This is a genomic window from Bradyrhizobium sp. SZCCHNR2028 (genome assembly GCF_032380995.1).
Classification (GTDB): domain Bacteria; phylum Pseudomonadota; class Alphaproteobacteria; order Rhizobiales; family Xanthobacteraceae; genus Bradyrhizobium.
The window spans coordinates 308679-328101 of sequence record NZ_JAUHJF010000005.1; the positions used below are offsets into that span (position 1 = coordinate 308679).

14 protein-coding genes and 1 tRNA gene are annotated in these 19423 nt (G+C 66.9%); 8 read left to right on the top strand and 7 right to left on the bottom strand.

Going from position 1 to position 19423, the window contains the following annotated elements; all coding sequences use genetic code 11:
- Positions 1 to 241: 241 nt before the first annotated feature.
- From QX121_RS11645 to QX121_RS11655, 3 genes are all read right to left on the bottom strand, one after another.
- The gene (locus QX121_RS11645) at positions 242 to 1042 is read right to left on the bottom strand and encodes a xanthine dehydrogenase family protein subunit M (RefSeq protein WP_315773906.1); all 801 of its coding nucleotides are present in this window, start codon (positions 1040 to 1042) and stop codon (positions 242 to 244) included.
- 69 nt (positions 1043 to 1111) lie between these two features.
- The gene (locus QX121_RS11650) at positions 1112 to 3451 is read right to left on the bottom strand and encodes a xanthine dehydrogenase family protein molybdopterin-binding subunit (protein ID WP_315811978.1); all 2340 of its coding nucleotides are present in this window, start codon (positions 3449 to 3451) and stop codon (positions 1112 to 1114) included.
- A 99-nt stretch (positions 3452 to 3550) separates the two neighbouring features.
- A complete protein-coding gene (locus QX121_RS11655) occupies positions 3551 to 4036 on the bottom strand; it encodes a (2Fe-2S)-binding protein (RefSeq protein ID WP_315811979.1) in 486 nt (161 codons plus the stop codon).
- A gap of 299 nt (positions 4037 to 4335) precedes the next feature.
- Here QX121_RS11655 and QX121_RS11660 point away from each other — a divergent pair, with 299 nt between their 5' ends.
- The 4 genes from QX121_RS11660 (at position 4336) to QX121_RS11675 (ending at position 10791) form a co-directional block, all read left to right on the top strand.
- On the top strand, positions 4336 to 6372 hold the full coding sequence (locus QX121_RS11660; protein ID WP_315811980.1) for a HAMP domain-containing methyl-accepting chemotaxis protein: 2037 nt from the start codon (positions 4336 to 4338) through the stop codon (positions 6370 to 6372).
- 404 nt (positions 6373 to 6776) lie between these two features.
- Complete coding sequence (locus QX121_RS11665) at positions 6777 to 8291, top strand: MFS transporter (protein ID WP_315798742.1); 1515 nt, start codon at positions 6777 to 6779, stop codon at positions 8289 to 8291.
- Between the two features lie 3 nt (positions 8292 to 8294).
- The gene (gene otsB / locus QX121_RS11670; RefSeq protein WP_315811981.1) at positions 8295 to 9113 is read left to right on the top strand and encodes a trehalose-phosphatase; all 819 of its coding nucleotides are present in this window, start codon (positions 8295 to 8297) and stop codon (positions 9111 to 9113) included.
- Between the two features lie 217 nt (positions 9114 to 9330).
- Positions 9331 to 10791, top strand: coding sequence for a trehalose-6-phosphate synthase (locus tag QX121_RS11675; protein ID WP_315757256.1), 1461 nt, complete (start codon positions 9331 to 9333; stop codon positions 10789 to 10791).
- Between the two features lie 36 nt (positions 10792 to 10827).
- On the opposite strand, the gene QX121_RS11680 is transcribed toward QX121_RS11675, so the two are convergent.
- Entirely contained in the window at positions 10828 to 11169 is a 342-nt protein-coding gene (locus QX121_RS11680) for a hypothetical protein (protein ID WP_315811982.1), read from the bottom strand.
- Between the two features lie 222 nt (positions 11170 to 11391).
- Between QX121_RS11680 and QX121_RS11685 the strand changes: the two genes are divergently transcribed.
- Positions 11392 to 11481 (top strand) — tRNA-Ser (locus tag QX121_RS11685).
- 56 nt (positions 11482 to 11537) lie between these two features.
- On the opposite strand, the gene QX121_RS11690 is transcribed toward QX121_RS11685, so the two are convergent.
- A complete protein-coding gene (locus tag QX121_RS11690; protein ID WP_315811983.1) occupies positions 11538 to 12428 on the bottom strand; it encodes a helix-turn-helix domain-containing protein in 891 nt (296 codons plus the stop codon).
- A gap of 183 nt (positions 12429 to 12611) precedes the next feature.
- On the opposite strand from QX121_RS11690, the gene QX121_RS11695 reads away from it, so the two are divergent.
- The 3 genes from QX121_RS11695 (at position 12612) to QX121_RS11705 (ending at position 17666) form a co-directional block, all read left to right on the top strand.
- Positions 12612 to 13529 (top strand): alpha/beta hydrolase, encoded by a 918-nt coding sequence (locus QX121_RS11695; protein WP_315777198.1) that lies wholly within the window; start codon positions 12612 to 12614, stop codon positions 13527 to 13529.
- Positions 13530 to 13938: 409 nt separating this feature from the next.
- Entirely contained in the window at positions 13939 to 15147 is a 1209-nt protein-coding gene (locus tag QX121_RS11700) for an MFS transporter (protein ID WP_315740623.1), read from the top strand.
- 821 nt (positions 15148 to 15968) lie between these two features.
- Positions 15969 to 17666 (top strand): methyl-accepting chemotaxis protein, encoded by a 1698-nt coding sequence (locus QX121_RS11705; RefSeq protein WP_315740622.1) that lies wholly within the window; start codon positions 15969 to 15971, stop codon positions 17664 to 17666.
- A 23-nt stretch (positions 17667 to 17689) separates the two neighbouring features.
- Here QX121_RS11705 and QX121_RS11710 read toward each other — a convergent pair whose 3' ends face one another.
- Together QX121_RS11710 and QX121_RS11715 are read right to left on the bottom strand one after the other, a co-directional pair.
- On the bottom strand, positions 17690 to 18151 hold the full coding sequence (locus QX121_RS11710) for an NUDIX domain-containing protein (RefSeq protein WP_315759563.1): 462 nt from the start codon (positions 18149 to 18151) through the stop codon (positions 17690 to 17692).
- A 4-nt stretch (positions 18152 to 18155) separates the two neighbouring features.
- Positions 18156 to 19397, bottom strand: a complete 1242-nt coding sequence (locus QX121_RS11715) for a DUF763 domain-containing protein (protein WP_315811984.1) — start codon at positions 19395 to 19397, stop codon at positions 18156 to 18158.
- Positions 19398 to 19423: the final 26 nt, after the last annotated feature.

The window sequence follows — 19423 nt, forward strand, 5'->3', positions numbered from 1 at the left end:
CGATCGGACAAAGATGGTCGCCGCGACCTTCACCCTCCCCCTCCAGGGGAGGTGGGTGTGCTTGGCTGCTGTCCGCATCAACCAGACATCATCACGCGCGATGCGTTTCCTGATCCGCGATTGTCCCGCGTGTATCCGGCCAACGCAAGCGCGCCGTATGTCGCAAAGCAAAACGGCGCGCATCGCTGCGCGCCGTGTGGAATTTGTTGTGCCGTTGCGCGGAATGATCCGCGTTGTGAGGTCAGCCCGCGGCTTGCACCGCGCGCTGCGCCATCACCTTCACCAGATTGGCGCGGTAATCAGCCGAGCCGTGGATGTCGCTGAGCAGGCCGCTCGCCGGGATGCTGACGCCGTCGATCGCCGAGGCCGACCAGTTCGACTTCAGCGCCGCCTCGATCGCGGGCACGCGCATCACGCCGCTCTGCGAGGCGCCGGTGGCGGCGACGCGGACGTCGCCGCCCTTCGTCTTGGTCACGAACACGCCGGTCAGCGCGAAGCGCGACGCCGGATGGCGCATCTTGGCATAGCCCGCCTTCTCCGGCACCGGGAACGACACCTCGGTGATGATCTCGCCGTCCTCGAGCGCCGTGGTGAACAGGCCCTTGAAGAAATCATCCGCCGAGATCGTGCGCTTGTTGGTCTTCACGGTCGCGCCGAGCGAGATCAGTGCCGCCGGGAAATCCGCGGCCGGATCGTTGTTGGCGATCGAGCCGCCGATGGTGCCGCGGTGACGCACGGCGGGATCGCCGAGCACCGAGGTGAGGTAGGAGATCGCGGGGATCGCCTTCTTCACGTCGGCATTGGTCATGATGTCGTAATAGGTCGTCGCCGCCTTGATCACGAGCGTGTCGCCCGACAGCTGCACGCCGATCAGGTCCTTGATCTTGCCGATATCGATGACATCGGACGGGCTGGCGAGGCGCTGCTTCATGACCGGAAGCAGGGTGTGGCCTCCGGCCAGGAACTTGGCCTCGCTGCCCTTGGCGAACAGCGCCGCCGCTTCGTCGACCGAGGAGGCGCGATGGTAGGTCGTCTCGTACATGGGAATCTCCCTGAATTTTTCATCGAGATCATTCCGGGGCCGCGCCTGCGCGCGCCCCCGGAGCGATGATCAACCGTGGATCGCATGCCAGACGCGGTCGGGCGTCGCCGGCATTTCCAGCTTGTTGTTGCCGATCGCATCCGTGATCGCATTGATCACGGCGGCGGATGCGCCGATCGCGCCGGCCTCGCCGCAGCCCTTCACGCCGAGCGGATTGCCCGGGCACAGGGTCGTGGTGTGGCTCAGCTTGAACGACGGCACGTCGTCGGCGCGCGGCATCGCGTAGTCCATGAAGGACGCTGTGACCGGCTGGCCGTTGCTGTCGTAGATCGCGTGCTCGAGCAGCGCCTGGCCGATGCCTTGGACGAGGCCGCCATGGACCTGGCCCTCGACGATCATCGGGTTGATCAGCCGGCCGAAATCGTCCGCCGCGACGAAGTTGACGAACGACGTCTTGCCGGTGGCCTCATCGACCTCGAGCTCGCAGATATAGGTGCCGGCCGGGAAGGTGAAGTTGGTCGGATCGTAGAAGGCGGTCTCCTTCAATCCGGGCTCCATGCCGTCCGGCAGGTTGTGCGCGGTGTAGGCGGCGAGCGCGACCATCGGCAGCGCGATCGACTTGTCGGTGCCGGTCACCTTGAACTCGCCGTTCTCGATGACGATGTCGCCTTCCGACGCTTCGAGTGCGTGGGCTGCGATCTTCTTCGCCTTGGCCTCGACCTTCTCCATCGCCTTCAGGATCGCCGTGAGACCGACGGCGGCCGAGCGCGAGCCGTAGGTGCCCATGCCGAACTGCACCTTGTCGGTGTCGCCATGAACGATCGAGACCTGGCTGATCGGCACGCCCAGGCGTTCGGCGATCAGCTGGCAGAAGGTGGTCTCGTGGCCCTGGCCGTGGCTGTGCGATCCGGTGAGGACCTCGATGGTGCCGACCGGGTTGACGCGGATCTCCGCGGACTCCCACAGGCCGACGCCGGCGCCGAGGCTGCCGACCGCCTTCGACGGCGCGATGCCGCAGGCTTCGATGTAGCAGGACAGGCCGAGGCCGCGCAGCTTGCCGGCCGCCTTTGCCGCCGCCTTGCGGGCCGGGAAACCGGCATAGTCGATCGCCTTCATCGCCGCGTCGAGCGAGGCGTTGAAGTCACCGGTGTCGTAGGCCATGATCACCGGGGTCTGGTGCGGGAACTGGGTGATAAAGTTCTTCCGCCGGAGATTGGCCGAATCGACCTTCAACTGGCGCGCCGCCGTCTCGATCAGCCGCTCCAGCAGATAGCTCGCCTCCGGGCGTCCGGCGCCACGATAGGCGTCGACCGGCGTGGTGTTGGTGTAGACGCCCATCACCTCGGCATAGATCGCCGGAATGTTGTACTGGCCCGACAGCAGGGTCGCGTACAGATAGGTCGGCACCGACGACGAGAACAGCGACATGTAGGCGCCGAAATTGGCGTGGGTCTTGACCCGCAGGCCAAGGATATTGTTGTCGGCATCGAACGCCATCTCGGCCTTGGAGATGTGGTCGCGGCCGTGCGCGTCGGTCAGGAACGCCTCGGTGCGGTCGCCGGTCCATTTCACCGGACGGCCGACCTTCTTGGAGGCCCACAGCGCCACCATCTCTTCCGGATAGATGAAGATCTTGGAGCCGAAGCCGCCGCCGACGTCGGGCGCGATGACGCGGAGCTTGTGTTCTGGTGCGATGTTGTAGAACGCCGACAGCACCAGGCGAGCGACGTGCGGGTTCTGCGACGTCGTATAGAGCGTGAAATGCTCCTCGGCCGCATCGTACTCGGCGATCGCCGCGCGCGGCTCCATCGCGTTCGGTGCCAGCCGGTTGTTGGTCAATTCCAGGGTGACGACGTTGGCGGCCTTGGCGAAGGCGGCGTTGACCGCGGCCTCGTCGCCGATCGACCAGTCGTAGACGACGTTGCCGGGGGCTTCCGGGTGAAGCTGCGGCGCGCCGGGCTTCAGCGCGGAGGGCATGTCGGCGACGGCCTGCAGCTCCTCGTACTCCACCACGACTGCCTCGGCGGCGTCACGTGCGAGGTTCTTGCTTTCGGCGATCACCACGGCCACGGCTTGGCCGACGAAGCGCACGGTCTCCGGCGCCATCGCCGGCCATGCGCCCATCTTCATCGGCGAGCCGTCCTTGGAGGTGATGGCCCAGCCGCAGATCAGGTTGCCGACCTTGTCGTCGACGATCTGGCGGCCGGTGAGCACCGCGACCACGCCAGGCATCGCCTCGGCGGCCGAGGAGTCGATGCTCTTGACCTTGGCATGCGCGTGCGGGCTGCGGATGAAATGGGCAAAGGTCATGCCCAACAGCTTGACGTCGTCGACGTAACGGCCCTTGCCGGTGATGAAACGCTTGTCCTCCTTGCGGACGACGCTGGCGCCAATGCCTTCCATACCCATGCGAATCTCTCCCCTACCGGAGTTCTGTTGTCCCGCCGCGGCCATCGCGCGCAGCGGTCGTGGTCTCGGTATTGCGGTAAACGGCGGCTCTCGCCGGCCTCATTCGGCAGCTTGCGCGACCTTCATCCGTCCGGAAGCGTCGAGCACAGCCTTGACGATGTTGTGATAGCCGGTGCAGCGGCAGATGTTGCCTTCCAGCTCCTCACGCACCGTGCCCTCGTCGAGCTCGCCTCCGTGGCGGTGCACAATATCGATGGCCGACATGATCATCCCCGGCGTGCAATAGCCGCATTGCAGGCCGTGATTGTCGCGGAAGGCCGCCTGCATCGGGTGCAGCTCGTCGCCCTTGGCGATGCCTTCGATGGTGGTGACGTTGGCGCCGGCGGCCTGGCCGGCCAGCACGGTGCAGGATTTCACGGCACGGCCGTCGATATGGACGACGCAGGCGCCGCATTGGCTGGTGTCACAGCCGACATGGGTGCCGGTGAGGTTCAGATGATCCCGCAGGAGGTGAACGAGCAGGGTGCGATCCTCGGCCTCGACCGAGACCGCCTTGCCGTTCACCGTCAGTTTGACTGTCGACACGAGTAACCTCCCGATGAATTATTCTTATTCTGATTAGAAACAGCGCCCTCAGGACTTTGCAACTCGAATTTTCGTCTCCGATGTCATTGCGACGTCTTGCGCGCGGCATCGGCGATCCGGTCGCATGTGGCGCGCCACGCGAGGCCGGCACCGGCGCAGGTGAAGCGCAGGCCGTAGGCCGATGCCGTCCATTTACCGCCCCTTAGCCATTGTGACGTAGTTTTGATCACGCTCTGGTGCGTTGCCGCCGGGCGGTTTGGTTTCTGGCCAATATAAAGAATGGCGTGTCGGGGGTGGGAATGTCTGCGCAGCTTGCGCCGCAGTCGCGGCGTGCCAATTTTCTGACCCTGCGTTTTCGCGGCAAGATCGTCCTTGGCTTCGCCGTTGTGCTGGCGATCTCTGCTGCCAGCATCGGCTTCTCCTATCTGGGATTCGAGCGGGTCGCCGCAGCGGTGGCAGCCTATCGCGGCAGCGTCGCCGAAGCCGACACCACCCGCACCATCGATCGCGAGCTGGTCTCGTACCAGGCGCTCGCCCGTTATTATGCTCTGACCGGTAAAGCCGACGACGAGGCGGCGGCCACCGCTGCCCAGCAGGCACTCCAGGCCGCGATCGACAAATCCATGGCGGCGACCGGCGCCGAGCGGCGGGCGCAGGTCGGCAAGCTGCAGGCGCAGTTTCAGGCCTTCGCCAAGACATTCTCGAGCATCGTTGCTCTGACCCGCGAGAACGCGAAGCTGGCGACCGACCAGATCGGCCTCATCGGCAACAAGATCCGCTTCAAGTTCGATGATCTGGCAGACACCGCCGCGCTGGCCGGCCTGCCGTCGGTGCAGACCACGGCCAAGGACCTCACCGGCCAGTACCTGACCGTGTCCGCGCTGGTCGGGACCTACGTCGCCAAGCCCGATGCCAAGACGGCAGACGGCGCCATCGCGCGCACGCGCTTCCTGGAAACCTCGCTGGTGACGATCTATGCCAATGACGAGAAGATCACCCAGCGCGTCGCCGAGCTCGGCGACCTGATCAAGCAGTACCGCGCCGCCTTCATCAAGCTGTCGGAGAACATGAAAGCGCTCGGCAAGCTCGAACAGGAGATGAGCGTCGTCGGCACCGAGATCATCGCGCTGTCGAACGGGCTGAAATCCGAGGTCGCCTCCGACCAGCAGCGCATCGAGGCCGCCACCAACACCACCATCGCGGACATCGAGCGGCTGATCGCAATGCTGGCGATCGGTGGGCTGACGCTCGGCGCCGTGCTGGCGCTGATGCTCGGCAACGGCATCTCCAAGCCGATGATCACGATGTGCAAGGCGATGCGCGAGCTCGCCTCGGGCAATTTCGACGTCCGTCTGCCCGGCCTCGGGCGCGCCGATGAGATCGGCGAGATGGCGGCCGCCGTCGAGGAGTTCAAGGTCCAGGCGGTGGCCAAGGCCGAGCGCGATGCCGCGACGCAGGACGCCCAGAACAGGGCGGCGGGCGCCGCGCGCCGGGCCGAGCTCATCCGCTTCGCCGACGAGTTCGAGACCGCCGTCGGCTCGATCGTGTCCAACGTCTCGAGCTCGGCCGAGCACCTCGAGCAGGCGGCCTCGACCCTGACGCGCACCGCCGAGACCACGCAGTCGCTGGCGAGCCGCGTGAGCGGCACCTCCGACCAGGCCACCGGCCGCATCCACTCGGTCGCGAGCGCGACCGACGAGCTGTCGGCCTCGGTCGACGAGATCGGCCGCCAGGTCCGCGAGTCCAGCCGCATCGCGGAGTCCGCCGTGGCCCAGGCCGAGGAGACCGACGGGCGCATCGGCAAGCTGTCGCGTGCGGCGCAGGAGATCGGCGACGTCGTCAAGCTGATCACCGCGATCGCCGAGCAGACCAACCTGCTGGCCCTGAACGCGACCATCGAGGCGGCCCGCGCCGGCGATGCCGGCCGCGGGTTTGCGGTGGTGGCTTCCGAGGTCAAGTCGTTGGCCGAGCAGACCGCCAAGGCGACCGACGACATCTCCAACCACATCTCCGGCATGCAGGCGGCGACCCAGGAGTCGGTGACGGCGATCAAGCAGATCGGCGGCACGATCCGCCAGATCTCGACCATCGCCGCGTCGATCGCCACCGCGGTCGAGCAGCAGGGCGGCGCGACCCAGGAGATCGCCAGGAACGTGCAGAGCGTCGCGGCAGGCACGCAGGCCGCCGCCACCGACATCACGCAGGTCAATCGCGGCGCGACCCAGACCGGCGAAGCCTCGGAGGAGGTGCTGCGCTCGGCCCAGTCGCTCTCCTCGGAGAGCGCGCGGCTGCGCGCGGAGCTCAACCGCTTCATGGCCAACATCCGCGCGGCGTGAGTTTTGCGGCGACAGGCTGGTCTTCACGCCGCTCGCAAGTGCGTTGGCGAGCCCGCGGCCAAACCCTCCGCTGTCATCCCGGCGAACGCCGGGATCCATACGCCGCGGCAGATGTGTGGCGGGCGGTATTGATCGCGTGCCCCAATCTTGCATCACGCGGTATGGATCCCGGGTCGCGCTCGCTTCGCTCGCTTGCCCGGGACGACAGCTGAAATGAGGCGCGCCTGGGCCTCACCCAGGAAACGCTGCGGCCCCCAGGCGGGTCGAGCGCCGAACCCCGCCCCACTCCGGGAACCCTGCGCGCGACGAGACGTTGAGTCGCAGCGGCAGGCATTCGCTGCCGCATTTGCTTCATCCTCTCGGTCGAGCATGCGGTGCGACCCGCGCCGTCGCATTGGGATTCCATGGCACCCCGACAGGCATCCTTTCCCAACCTCCGCGTCGTCACGTCAGCGCCGCAATCCGGCGCTCCGCCGGACGACATGGCAGGCCGGGATCGCATCATCGAAACCAACATTCCCGCCCGGCTCGACGATCTCCGCTGGAGCGCCTTTCACACCCGCGTCGTGCTGGCGCTCGGCATCACCTGGGTGCTCGACGGGCTCGAGGTGACGCTGGCAGGCGCCTTGTCGGGCGCGCTCAAGCAGAGCCCGGCGCTGCATTTCTCCAATCTCGACATCGGGCTTGCCAACAGCGCCTATCTCGCCGGCGCCGTGCTCGGCGCGCTCGGCTTCGGCTGGCTGACCGACCGCATCGGCCGCCGAAAGCTGTTCTTCGTCACGCTTGCGCTCTATCTGTCCGCGACGGCCGCCACCGCCTTGTCCTGGAACATCGCGACCTACGCGCTGTTTCGCTTCCTGACCGGCGCCGGCATCGGCGGCGAGTATACCGCGATCAACTCGACGATCCAGGAGCTGGTGCCGGCGCGCTATCGCGGCTGGACCGATCTCATGATCAACGGCAGCTTCTGGCTGGGTGCCGCGCTCGGCGCGGTCGGCGCCATCGTGCTGCTCGATCCCGACGTCACCGGCCCGGATGTCGGCTGGCGGCTGGCCTACGGCATCGGCGCCTGTCTCGGCCTCGTCGTGCTGGTCATGCGGATGTGGATTCCGGAAAGTCCGCGCTGGCTGATGATTCACGGCCATCCTGAAGAGGCGCATCGGATCGTCGCGGAGATCGAACGCGACGTCACCGGCCACGACCGCGAGGCGCGCGCCAAGGAATTGCCGAGGATGCGGCTGCGGATGCGTAGCCACACGCCGTTACGAGAGGTCGCGCATACGCTGTTCTCAGTTTATCGCCAGCGCTCCCTGGTCGGGCTCACCTTGATGATCGCCCAGGCGTTCTTCTACAACGCGATCTTCTTCACCTTCGCGCTGGTGCTGACCGACTTCTACGGCATCAAGTCCGATCATGTCGGCTGGTACATCCTGCCCTTCGCGGCCGGCAACGTGCTCGGGCCGCTGCTGCTCGGCCGCCTGTTCGATACGCTCGGGCGCCGCGCCATGATCACCTTCACCTATGGCGTCTCCGGCGTGCTGCTTGCGCTCACCGGCTATCTGTTCTCGATCGGTGTGCTGAGCGCCGCGACGCAGACTGCGGCCTGGATGGTGATCTTCTTCTTCGCGTCGCCGGCGGCGAGCGCCGCCTATCTCACCGTGTCGGAGAATTTTCCGCTGGAAGTGCGCGCGCTCGCGATCGCGCTGTTCTACGCCATCGGCACCGGGATCGGCGGCGTCGCGGGACCCGCGCTGTTCGGCGCGCTGCTCGACAGCGGGGCGCGCGGCGCGGTGTTCGGCGGCTATCTGTTCGGTGCCGCGCTGATGCTGGTGGCGGCGCTCGTCGCTTGGCGCTATGCCATCGCGGCCGAGCGCAAATCGCTCGAACAGGTGGCGCGTCCGCTCGCTGTCATGGAGTAGTTGATGATGTCCGAAAACTCCGATCTGATCGCTTCTCCTGCGTCGGAGCCCGCCGAGATCGTTCCGGCGCCCACCAGTCTCGTGCCGCATCTTCGCGAGGTGGCGATCCTGCTCGATATCGACGGCACCCTGCTCGATCTCGCGCCGACGCCGCGCGAGGTTTGGGTGCCGCCGGGCCTGGCCGAGACCCTGAACGCATTGCTGCAACGAACCTCCGGCGCGCTGGCGCTGGTCTCGGGCCGCTCGCTCAACGACATCGATCTCATCTTCGCGCCGGAGGTCTATCCCGCCGTCGGCGGCCATGGCGCGGAGATGCGGCTCGGCGGCGGCGGCGAGGCGGACGCCGTCAAGGCGCCGCCGCTGGACAAGGAGCTGAAGCGCAGGCTCGCTGCGATCGCCCGGCTCAGCCCCGGCATTCTGCTCGAGGACAAGGGCTACTCGCTGGCGCTGCATTATCGCCTCGCGCCGCAGGCTGAGAAGGCGATCTACGAAGAAGTGTCGCGCATCCGCGCCGAGTTGCCGGGAGCGCCGATCGAGGTGCTGCCCGGCAAGTGTGTGTGCGAGATCAAGCATGCGGGCTTCACCAAGGCGAGCGGCGTGCGCGAGCTGATGCGGAACGCACCGTTCAAGGGACGCAAGCCGTTCTTCATCGGCGACGACGTCACGGATGAGACGGTGTTCGCGATCATGCCGGATTTCGCCGGCCTCTCGTTCTCCGTCGGGCGCCGTGCGCTCGGCGTCGACGGACATTTCGACGCACCGGACGACGTGCGCGCATTCCTGGCGCGCCTCGCCGGCGGTGGAACTAATTCATCGACCTAGCGATCCGTGCAGTGGTTCCGCATCGCTACGTTGTTAGTTCCATTCGCCAAGCGGTCGCATGTTGAATGCGTCGCTGTTGATTAGAACAGTTCTGACTTGATTTGACGCTGTGATTACACCGCGCGAATGCCCGAATTTGGTTTCAATTGGTTGAAAGGGTGGCCCGGAACCATATTGATGAACAGCTGTTAACCGACATGACCAACAGGAGGGAGCTGTGAACCTCGTCGTGGTTTCGAATCGGGTGGCCCGTGGCAAAGCCAATGAGCCAATGACCGGCGGACTTGCGGCAGCATTGCTGCCCGTTGTGGAGAAATCGGGGGCAGTATGGGTGGGTTCCTCGGGTCGGGTGCGCGACGGCGCGCAGACGGAACCGATCGCGGAGATCGAGCAGATCGGTGAAGGCGCGCTCGCGCTGCTGGATCTGCCGGCTGCGCATTATGCCGGCTACTACGAAGGTTTCGCCAATTCGGCGCTGTGGCCGGCGCTGCATTCACGCAGCGATCTGATCAGCGTCTCGCATGATGATTATCGCTCCTATCGCGAGGTCAACGCCTTCGTGGCGCGCGCGCTGCTCCGGTTCCAGAAGCCGGACACCTTGTTCTGGATCCAGGACTATCACTTCCTGTCGCTCGGCGCGGAGTTGCGCACGCTGGGCGTGAAGAGCCCGATCGGCTTCTTCCTGCATACGCCGTGGCCCGCGCGCAGCGTCATCGACAGCGTGCCGAATCACCGCGATCTCGTCACCGCGATGCTCGCCTATGATCTGATCGGCTTCCAGACCGAGGATGATCGCGAGAATTTCACCGCCTGCATCCGCGCCGATCTCGGCTTGCAGGTGCGTGACGGCGTGGTCAGGTCGCTGCACGGCCGCACACGTCTGGCCGTGTTCCCGATCGGCATCGACGCCGACAAGTTTGCGCAGCAGGCGGCAAAGGCGGTGGCGCATCCGGATGTGTCGCGGCTGCGCCGCAGCCTGAATGGCGAGAAGCTCGCCATCGGCGTCGACCGGCTCGATTACTCCAAGGGTCTGGTCAACCGCATCAACGCCTTCGACCGGATGTGGACGATGCACCCGAGCCTGCTGCGCGCCGCGTCGCTGCTGCAGATCGCAACGCCGTCGCGCGAATCGATCGAGGCCTATGGCAATCTGCAGAGCGAGGTCGCGCGCCTCGTCAGCGAGGTCAATGGCCGCCATGGCGAGGTCGACTGGACGCCGATCCGCTACCTCAACAAGGGCTATGGTCAGGGCGTGCTGGCCGGCCTCTATCGCAGCGCCCAGGTCGGCGTCGTCACGCCGCTGCAAGACGGCATGAATCTCGTGGCGAAGGAGTATGTCGCGGCGCAGAGCCCGGTCGATCCCGGCGTATTGGTGCTGTCGAAATTCGCCGGCGCCGCCAACGAGCTCGATGCGGCGCTGATCGTCAATCCGCATGACATCGACGGCATGGCGCGGACGATCGCGATGGCGCTGTCGATGCCGCTCAACGAGCGCCGCATGCGCTATGAGATCATGATGACGAAGCTGCGCCGCCATTCGATCCAGCAATGGTTTGCCGACTTCGTCGAGGCGCTGCAGGACGGCGACGCTGCCGAGGTCGAGATCGAACCCCTGCCTGCCACTCCGGCGGGTTTTCTGGCCGGCCGCATGCTGTCGCCTGGCGCGCGCTATCACTGAACCGGACTTGCTCCTCGCCGCTCCGTGCGGCGAGGCTCAATGGCAGTAGGAGACGCCGTCGAGCACGGCGCAGCGCAGCTTGTTCGGCGAGCTCGGATTGTCCATCGGCACCATCCCGTTGCCCTGTCCGACGAACACGCCGGGTCCCACCACCACGGATGCCTTGTTGCCGACGATGACGGACGGGTGCGGCTTCAGGCTCGACTTCGTCCCGTCCGGCCACAGGATCGCATCGCCCTGCCAGATCCCCTTGCGGCCGTCGTCGCAGGTCACGTCGACGCCCTGCTTGGTGCAATGATCTGCGCGGGCCGGGCCGGCGGCGAGGCTGAGCACCGCCGTCAGCAGGATGGCGAGACGGGCAGGGGAGGATGACGGCATCGCGAATCCCTCAGTCGGCAGCCGGGACCGACGGGCTGCAAAACAGCGGTCGTGCCGCCCGGCCGGTCGGTTCATGATGGGCCGGCCGGGCGGCATGGCCTCCTGATTGAGCCCGCGACCAGGGCGGATTGATGATTTTTATCAGCGATTTGGGGGAAATTTAGCCCTTGAGCCCCCGCCCGGCTTGCAAAACGCCGCCGACCCCGCCAAGAGAGGGCCGCTGGAGAGATGGCCGAGTGGCTTAAGGCGCACGCTTGGAAAGCGTGTGTGCGGGAAACCGTACCGTGGGTTCGAATCCCACTCTCTCCGCCAGCCGGCCATCCCAGCCATTCCGTTCAGTTGCGAGAAGATGAAATCGCTGCGGGCTGTCAGCCCTCCGGCTTCTTCCGCGCGAGCGTGCGCGGGGGCACGCCGTATCGACGGCGGAAGAGGCGGCTAAAATGCGAGGGGTCGTTGAAGCCCCAGCGCAGGGCGATGTCGGTGATGCTCTCGGTTCGGCGCGCGGCTTCGAGGTCGCGGCGGCAGCGGTCGAGGCGGCGCTGGCGGATGCATTCCGAGGGCGTGGTGCCGTGCTCGGCGAACAACAATTGTACGGAGCGGACGGATAGTCCGAAGTGGGCGGCGATCTCGGCGCTGTCGAGATCGGGGTCGTGCAGTTGTGCGTCGATGTAGCTCATGATGCGCGCGAACTGTGCGGATGTGCGTCGCGGTGCAGCGTCGCGGCGCATCAGGCGCGCAGCCCTGGCGACGATCTCGAGCCCGGCATCGACAGCGGCATGGACCTCGCTGTCGTCCATCTCGGCCAGCGTGCCGGCGAAGCCCTCGAAGTAACCGGACACGGCGGCGCCGAAGCCGTGTCGGCCGGGCAGATGCAGGCGGCCGCGTCCGATCAGGTCGGGGTGAAAATTCCGGATCACCGCTTCAGGGCAGGCGATCATCATCTTGCGCAGCGGACTGAGCGTGGCGAAGGCGAGCGTCTCGCGCGTGTTCCAGACGATCACGTCGCCGGGTTCGAACAGCACCGTGCCGGTGGAGTCCTCGCCGCGCTCCCGGCCTTCGATCACGATCATCACGACCACCAGACCGGCATCGGAAGCGCGGCGCATCCCGGCGCAGCCCTGTGCGACCTGCGCTTCGATCACGAGAGCATCGCCTAGCCGCCTCAACTGCTGGCGGTGTGATTTGGCCGCGTGAATGCTCCAGCCGAGCAGTGGGTCGAGGGAGGTCGTGGGCGCGGCAAACCCTTGCACGTTCGGCATCTGCAACGCTCTCCCTTGGTCGCCCGAGACCCTCGCTTGCGGCGGCTGCGTCCGCCCACGTTTCGCTGTCGTCCGGGTTCGCCTTCGCTGCCGTCCGGGACGTCGGTGCCGCGCTTGGCCTAGAGCCTAGGCTGAGACCGCCGTGCAGACAAGGCGGAGAGGCGAGAGCACAGGGAGGTTGCAATGGTCGGTTCGGATCTGCGGGCTGGATTCGAGAAGGTGGCCTTCAAGGCCGACGATGGTACGGTGCTGCGCGGCTGGCACGTGCCGCCGCAGGGGGACGCGCCGACAGCGCCCATCGTCGTGCTTCATCACGGCTTCAGCGCGCTCAAGGACAGCTATCTCGACAAATATGCGGCCGCGTTCAGCGCGGCCGGTCTCGGCGCGCTGGTCTATGATCCCCGCAATTTCGGCGAGAGCGAAGGACGCGTCCGGCAGGAGATCGACCCGATGCAGCAGCTGGCCGACTACCGCGATGCCATCACCTTCGCGATGACCCTGCCGCGCGTCGATCCCAGAAGGATCGGCGCCTGGGGCTCCAGCTATGGCGGCGGTGTCGCCATCCAGGCGGCGGCGATCGATCAGCGCATCCGCTGCGTGGCAGTGCAGGTCTCGTTCCTCAGCGGCGGCGCGATCTGGAGCCACATTCCGGCGGAGACAAAGGCGCAGCTGTCGCAGCTGTTCGTCGGCGAGCGATTGGCCCGTGCCGCGGGCGAGCCGCCGATGACCATGCAGGTGGTGGCGCAGGATCCGGCGACGACGCCGTGCATCCTCGGGACGTCGGACGCCTACGACTGGTGCATGGAGGCGGCGAAGATCTCGCCGCTGTGGCGCAACGAGGTTACCGTGCGCAGCCTGGAGCTCACCTTCAGCTTCGAGCCGGCCGCCTTTTTGCATCGCATCGCGCCGCGGCCGCTGATGTGGATCGCGGCCGAGGGCGACATGCTGATGCCGATCGAGGCGTCCCGGGAGGCGTTCGCACGCGCCGGCGAGCCAAAGCAGTTTGTCAGTCTGCCTTGCGGGCATTTCGCGCCCTATGTCCAGCACTTCGAACAATCATCCTCGGCTGCGCGTGACTGGTTCCTATCACACCTCCTGTAGGCGCGCGAAGCTCGAGCTCCGGAGGTAGGGTAGGGCGATCGCAGATGAGGCAACAAGCTGTGGCGAGCGCTCGTTTCGCAGCCACCCTTCGCGACGGCCGCCTACGGCGGCCTCTTGGGATGAGGGTCTTTTCGCGGCCAAATCCAAACCGTCATGGTGAGGAGGGCCGCTCTGCATCGCCTTGAGACCCATGGGGGCTGACGATCGGCTGCTCCCGTGCGGCGCTGCTCATGCTGCTCCTGCTCCGGGGCCGGCGGCCCGTGCGTGCAGTTGCCGGCACCTGGCACGAGCACCCCGCCGGTGGCGGGGCGGCAATTCCCAAACAGCGGGGCTGATTCGGCGCGAATGGTCTAGAATTATAATTGCAACGCGCGTCGCGCGTCACCTCCGTGCAGTGCCCCCGCCCGAAATGCCCCCCGTCATCGCCGACCCCTCCCTCCTGCGCGTCCTGATCGTGCTCGCCATCACCCAGCTCATCGCCTGGGGCACGCTCAGCCTGCCGGCGGTGATCGGCCGGGCCATGGCGGTGGATCTGGAGATGGATCTGACGGCGATCTTCGCCAGCACCTCGGTGCTGTACATGTCGATGGGGCTGTGCTCGCCGCTGCTGGCGCGGCCGTTCGTCAAGCATGGCGGGCGGCGGGTGATGATCGCCGGCACCCTGCTGGCCGCGCCGGGCTATGCGCTGCTGTCAGCCGCGCAGGGCGCTCTCTCTTATTATGCCGCATGGCTGCTGCTCGGCGTGGCCGGCAGCGCCACGCTCTCGACCGCCTCCTACATCGTGCTCAACGAGATCGCCGGCCTGCGCGCGCGCAGCGCCATCGGCGCGCTGATGCTGGTCACGGGGCTGTCGAGCAGCATCTTCTGGCCGGTCACCTCGACCCTCTCGGCGCATATCGGCTGGCGCAGCACCTGTCTCGTCTACGCCGGCCTGCTGCTGCTGGTCTCGCTGCCGCTGTTCGTGTTCCTGCTGCCGCGGCGCGTCCATGATCATCTGCCGCCGTCATCATCGGATGCGGCGGCGTCCGTCCCCGCAGCGACGCCGTCGCGCGGCACGTTCTATCTGCTGGTCGGCGCCTCCGGCCTCAACGCCTTCGTCGCGTTCGGGATGGGGGCCGTGCTGATCGAGCTCCTGAAGGCCGAAGGCCTGTCGGCGGCCGAAGCGGTCGGCTTTGGCTCGATGCTGGGGGTGATCCAGATCAGCGCCCGCGCCATCGATTTTCTCGGCGGCGGCCGCTGGGACGGCATCACCACCGCGATCGTCGCCGGCCTGGCGCTGCCGGTGGCGATGCTGCTGCTGATGTTGAGCGACGGCTCGCATGCCGCGATCGGCGCCTTCATCCTGATCTACGGCCTCGGCAGCGGCGCGCTCGCCGTGGCGCGGGCCACCATGCCGCTGGTGTTCTACGACAAGGCGGCCTTCGCCAAGGCGTCCGCCCAGATCGGACTGCCGCTCAACCTGTTGTCGGCGGTGTCGGCGCCCATCCTCGTCGAGCTCTTGACCCGCTACGGCAGCAACGCGCCGCTGGCGCTGAGCCTGGCATGCTCATGCGCGGCCGTGGTCATCCTGTTGCTGCTGCGGCAGCGCCGTCCGATGCGCGCGGCGGTCTCGTCCTGAGACGTCCGACCGAGTCGCCCGTCGGGGCGGACCTGCGCCCGCCGGAAGCGCCGGGACATGCCGCATTCGCCCTGCGCCGAAACACGAAGTTCATTCGCCGTCTCAACGACATCGCCGCAGCCGCGCCCGCCTGCGCAAATTTTGTTCTTTCGTTTTATCGGAATTCGTGCTTCTCTATCGCTGTCCCGCCTCATCGACGAGGGGCGCTGCGCATCGTCAGGAGCGTTGGGGTGGGATGTGATGGACGGGCAGGCGCCGACTGACGAGCGGCGCCGGCACGGACGGTCAAGTCGCATGGTCCTGGCATCCCGATGCTGATGCCTGCGTGGCGTGCCTTTGGCGCGTTGTCGCAAACGGGGGCAAGAACGCCGGTCCCCGGGGAGAGTGCGAAGCAGCCGTAACACCATTGCGCAGGGAAGGCCGGGCAGAACCGGTTGAACCTGTGGTTCCTGCCCCGTGCATTCCTTTCCGCACGGGGGCCGCAGGAATCAGCCGATGCCTGGTCTTCCCTGCGCCCTCGATGACGTGAGGGCTTCGCTGCACAAAGCTCGGGCGCCTGACGCGTCGCGACAACGCAACTCCGTGGGGACTCGACACCCAATCGGGTGGAACTGGTGCGAACCGGCCCTTTCAATTATCGCATGTTAATTCGAGCGATCGTCGCGCAATGCCGCGCTGGTTGTTCTCTGGCATAAGTTCGCGTGAACGGACGTTTCCAGTCCAAAGACTAATTAGTTCGCCAGTGTTCGGGCGGCACGGATAGCAAACCATTAATGTAGGGTTGGTATCGTGCATACAGTCCACGCAACGAGAACCAGAAAATGCGACACCTGACTGTCTATCAGCGTCTCGCGGCGATCATCGCCGTGATGTCGATCGCACTGTTCGCCGTCTCCGCCATGCAGATCCTGATGCTGCGCGGAACCGTTCTCGAGGAGCGGCAGACCATGGTCCGCAACCTCGTCGAGTCAGCCGTCAAGGTGCTGAGCTATTATGACGCCGCGGCGACAGCCGGCAAGGTCGCGCCGGAGCAGGCGCGGCAGCAGGCCTACGCCGCGATCGGCGCAATGCGCTGGGGCCAGTACAACGACTATCTCGGCGTCTACGGAACCGGATCGTCGGATGCGGGCGTGACCTATGTCCATGCCAACCCGAAATACATCAACGTCAACCGCTGGGACTTCAAGGATTCCACCGGCAAGCTCCTGATCCAGGACATCGTGCGCACGGCGCGCGCCGGCGGCGGCTTCGTCGAGTACAAGGTGCCGCGCGCCGGGGGGACGACCGAGCTGCCGAAGATGTCCTACGTCGGCGCCTATGGCAGCGGCGACAAGATGCTGGCGATCCAGGCCGGCGTGTATGTCGACGACATCGACGCAGTCGTCTATCAGCGTGCGATGTGGGCCGGCTTCGGCGCGCTTGCCGGTCTGCTGGTCGCCGCGGTCGTCGCCTTCTGGCTCGGACGCAGCGTCGTCGTTCCGCTCGACCGCACCTGCGTCGTGATGGACGAGCTGACCAAGGGCAATCTGGGCCTCGAGGTGCCGTTCACCGATCGCAGGAACGAGATCGGCCGCATGGCGCGCAGCCTGCAGATCTTCAAGGACCATCTCGCCGAGAGCGAGCGCCTCCGGGCCGAGCAGGAGCAGTCCAAGCAGCAGGCCGCCGAGGAGCGCCGCACGGTGCTGGTGCGGATCGCCGACGAGTTCGAGCGCTCGATCGGCGGCGTGATCCAAACCACCGCGACCGCCGCCGGCGAGCTGCAGACCTCCGCGCAATCGATGTCGAGCATCGTCGCCGGCACGACGGACCAGAGCGCGAAGGTGGCCGCGGCCGCCGAGCAGACCGCCAAGAACGTGCAGACGGTGTCGGCCTCCGCCGAGCAGTTGTCGTCATCGATCCAGGAGATCGCCAAGCAGGTCACGCAGTCGTCGTCGATCGCCCAGAACGCGGTCGGGCAGGCGACGCGGACGGAGGCGATGGTCGACAGGCTGGTCCACGCGTCGCAGAAGATCGGCGAGGTGATGGCGCTGATCCAGACCATCGCGGGGCAGACAAACCTGCTGGCGCTGAACGCCACCATCGAATCGGCGCGTGCCGGCGAGGCCGGCAAGGGCTTCGCGGTCGTCGCCAACGAGGTCAAGGCGCTGTCGGCGCAGACCGCCAAGGCGACCGAGGAGATCACCAGCCAGATCGAAGCCATCCGCGACGCCACCGGCTCGACGGTCAACGCAATCCGCGAGATCGGCGCGACCATCGGGCAGATGAACGAGATCACCGACGCGATCGCAGCCGCGGTCGAGGAGCAGGGCGCTGCGACCAAGGAAATCGCCCGCAGCGTGCAGCAGGCGGCGCAGGGCACGCAGGGGGTCATGCAGCACATTGTCGGCGTGCGCGAGGCATCCGGCCAGGTCGGCGCCGCGGCGGCACAGGTGTTGAGTGCGGCCTCGCAGCTCGGCAGCCAGTCGGATCAGCTCAAGACCCAGACCGGGCGATTCCTCGGCAACGTCCGCGCGGCGTGATGTCGGCGGCGGATGGTGACAGCTCACCCTCCGCCGATCTCCACGAGACGGTCGAGCAGCGCGGCCTGCGCCGGATTGATCCGGACCCTCGCCTCGGCGAGGTCGAACCAGGCGGCGCGGTCCACCTCGGGAAAGCGCTGGATACGGCCGCTGCGCGGCGGCCATTCGAGCTCGAACGCGTTGCTGGTGATGCTGCCGGCATCGAGGTCGGTCTCGGCGGCGAACGCCTCGACCACCTTGCCGCCGCGCTGCTTGATCTCGCCGAGCGGCAGCAGCGACGCCGTCAGCGTCGTGCCGAGCTCCTCGGCAAATTCGCGCCGCGCCACCGCCTCGGCCGCCTCGCCGGCGCCGAACTCGCCCTTCGGGATCGACCAGGCGCCGAGATCCTTGTTGCGCCAGAACGGGCCGCCGGGGTGCACCAGGAGCACTTCCAATCCGTTGGAGGTCCTGCGAAAGGCGAGCACGCCCGCGCTGCGTGCCGGCATCGCCTTATGCCTCGCCGGTGCGCTGGATGAGGTCGCGCTCCCAGCCGAACACCGAACGGCCGTCGAGCTCTGGCGAGGCGGCGCGCTCGGTCGCGATGTGGGCATCGAGCGAGGGGCCGGTCGCGATGCGCTCCAGCCGGCGGGCCTGGTCGTCGAGCCGCTTCAGCGCCGACAGTGCCTCGTCGCGGCCGAGCTTGGCGTTGCCGACGGCCGATTTGAGCACGCGGATGGTCTCGTCATAGACCTTGATCGGCACCGGATAGGGATGCCGGTCCTTGCCGCCATGCGCCAGCGAGAACCGTGCCGGGTCGCTGAATCGATACGGCGCGCCATGCACGACCTCGGCGACCATGGCGAGCGAGCGCACGGTGCGGGCGCCGACGCCCGGCGTCAGCAGAAGGTCGGGGAAGTCGACCGGGCCGCGCTCGGCGGCAGCCGCGAGCGTGCCGTGCAGCCGGCGGGCGAACACGTCCTTCGGCCTGACGTCGTGATGCGCGGGCATGACAAGATGCGGCAGCAGGCCCTGGGCGGGCTCCGGCGTGCTCAGCCGTTCGAACTCCGTGACGACGCGGTCGGGGCCGAGATCGGTGAGCAGCTCGAGCTGGGCGTCGCGCGACGGCGCGGCGCGCTTGTCGGTGAGGTTGACGATCTCGCCCTGGGCGGGACCATCGATGGCGCTGTGCGGCGCGTCGACGAAGCTCGCAAGCTGCTGCGAATGCCAATGGTAGCGCCGGGCCTGGCGCGCGTCGCCATTCATGCCCTGCTGCACCACGGTCCATTTGCCGTCCGATGTGACGAAGAAGCCGTGCAGATAGAGGTCGAAGCCGTCCTGCACCGCGGCGCTGTCGACCTTGGCGACGAGCTTGCTGGTCCGGACCAGCTCCTCGCCGTCGAGGCCGAGCCGGTCGCTGAGCAGGCGCAACTCGTCGGGCGTCTTGCGCGAATGCTCGCCGCGGCCACCGCAGACGAAGATGCCGAGCTCGCCGGACAGCGGCTTCAGCCCGCGCTTCAGCGCGCCGATCACGCTGGTGGTGATGCCGGAGGAATGCCAGTCCATGCCCATGACGGCGCCGAACGACTGGAACCAGAACGGATGCGACATCCGCGCCAGGAATTCGTCGCGGCCGTAATGATGCACGATCGCCTGGGTGATGATGGCGCCGAGCGAGGCCATGCGCGTGCCGAGCCAGGCCGGGACGCGTCCGGAATGGAGCGGAAGATCGGCGCTGCCGGTGCGTCGGGCCATCGGAACCTTGCAGGCGAAGTGTGTCG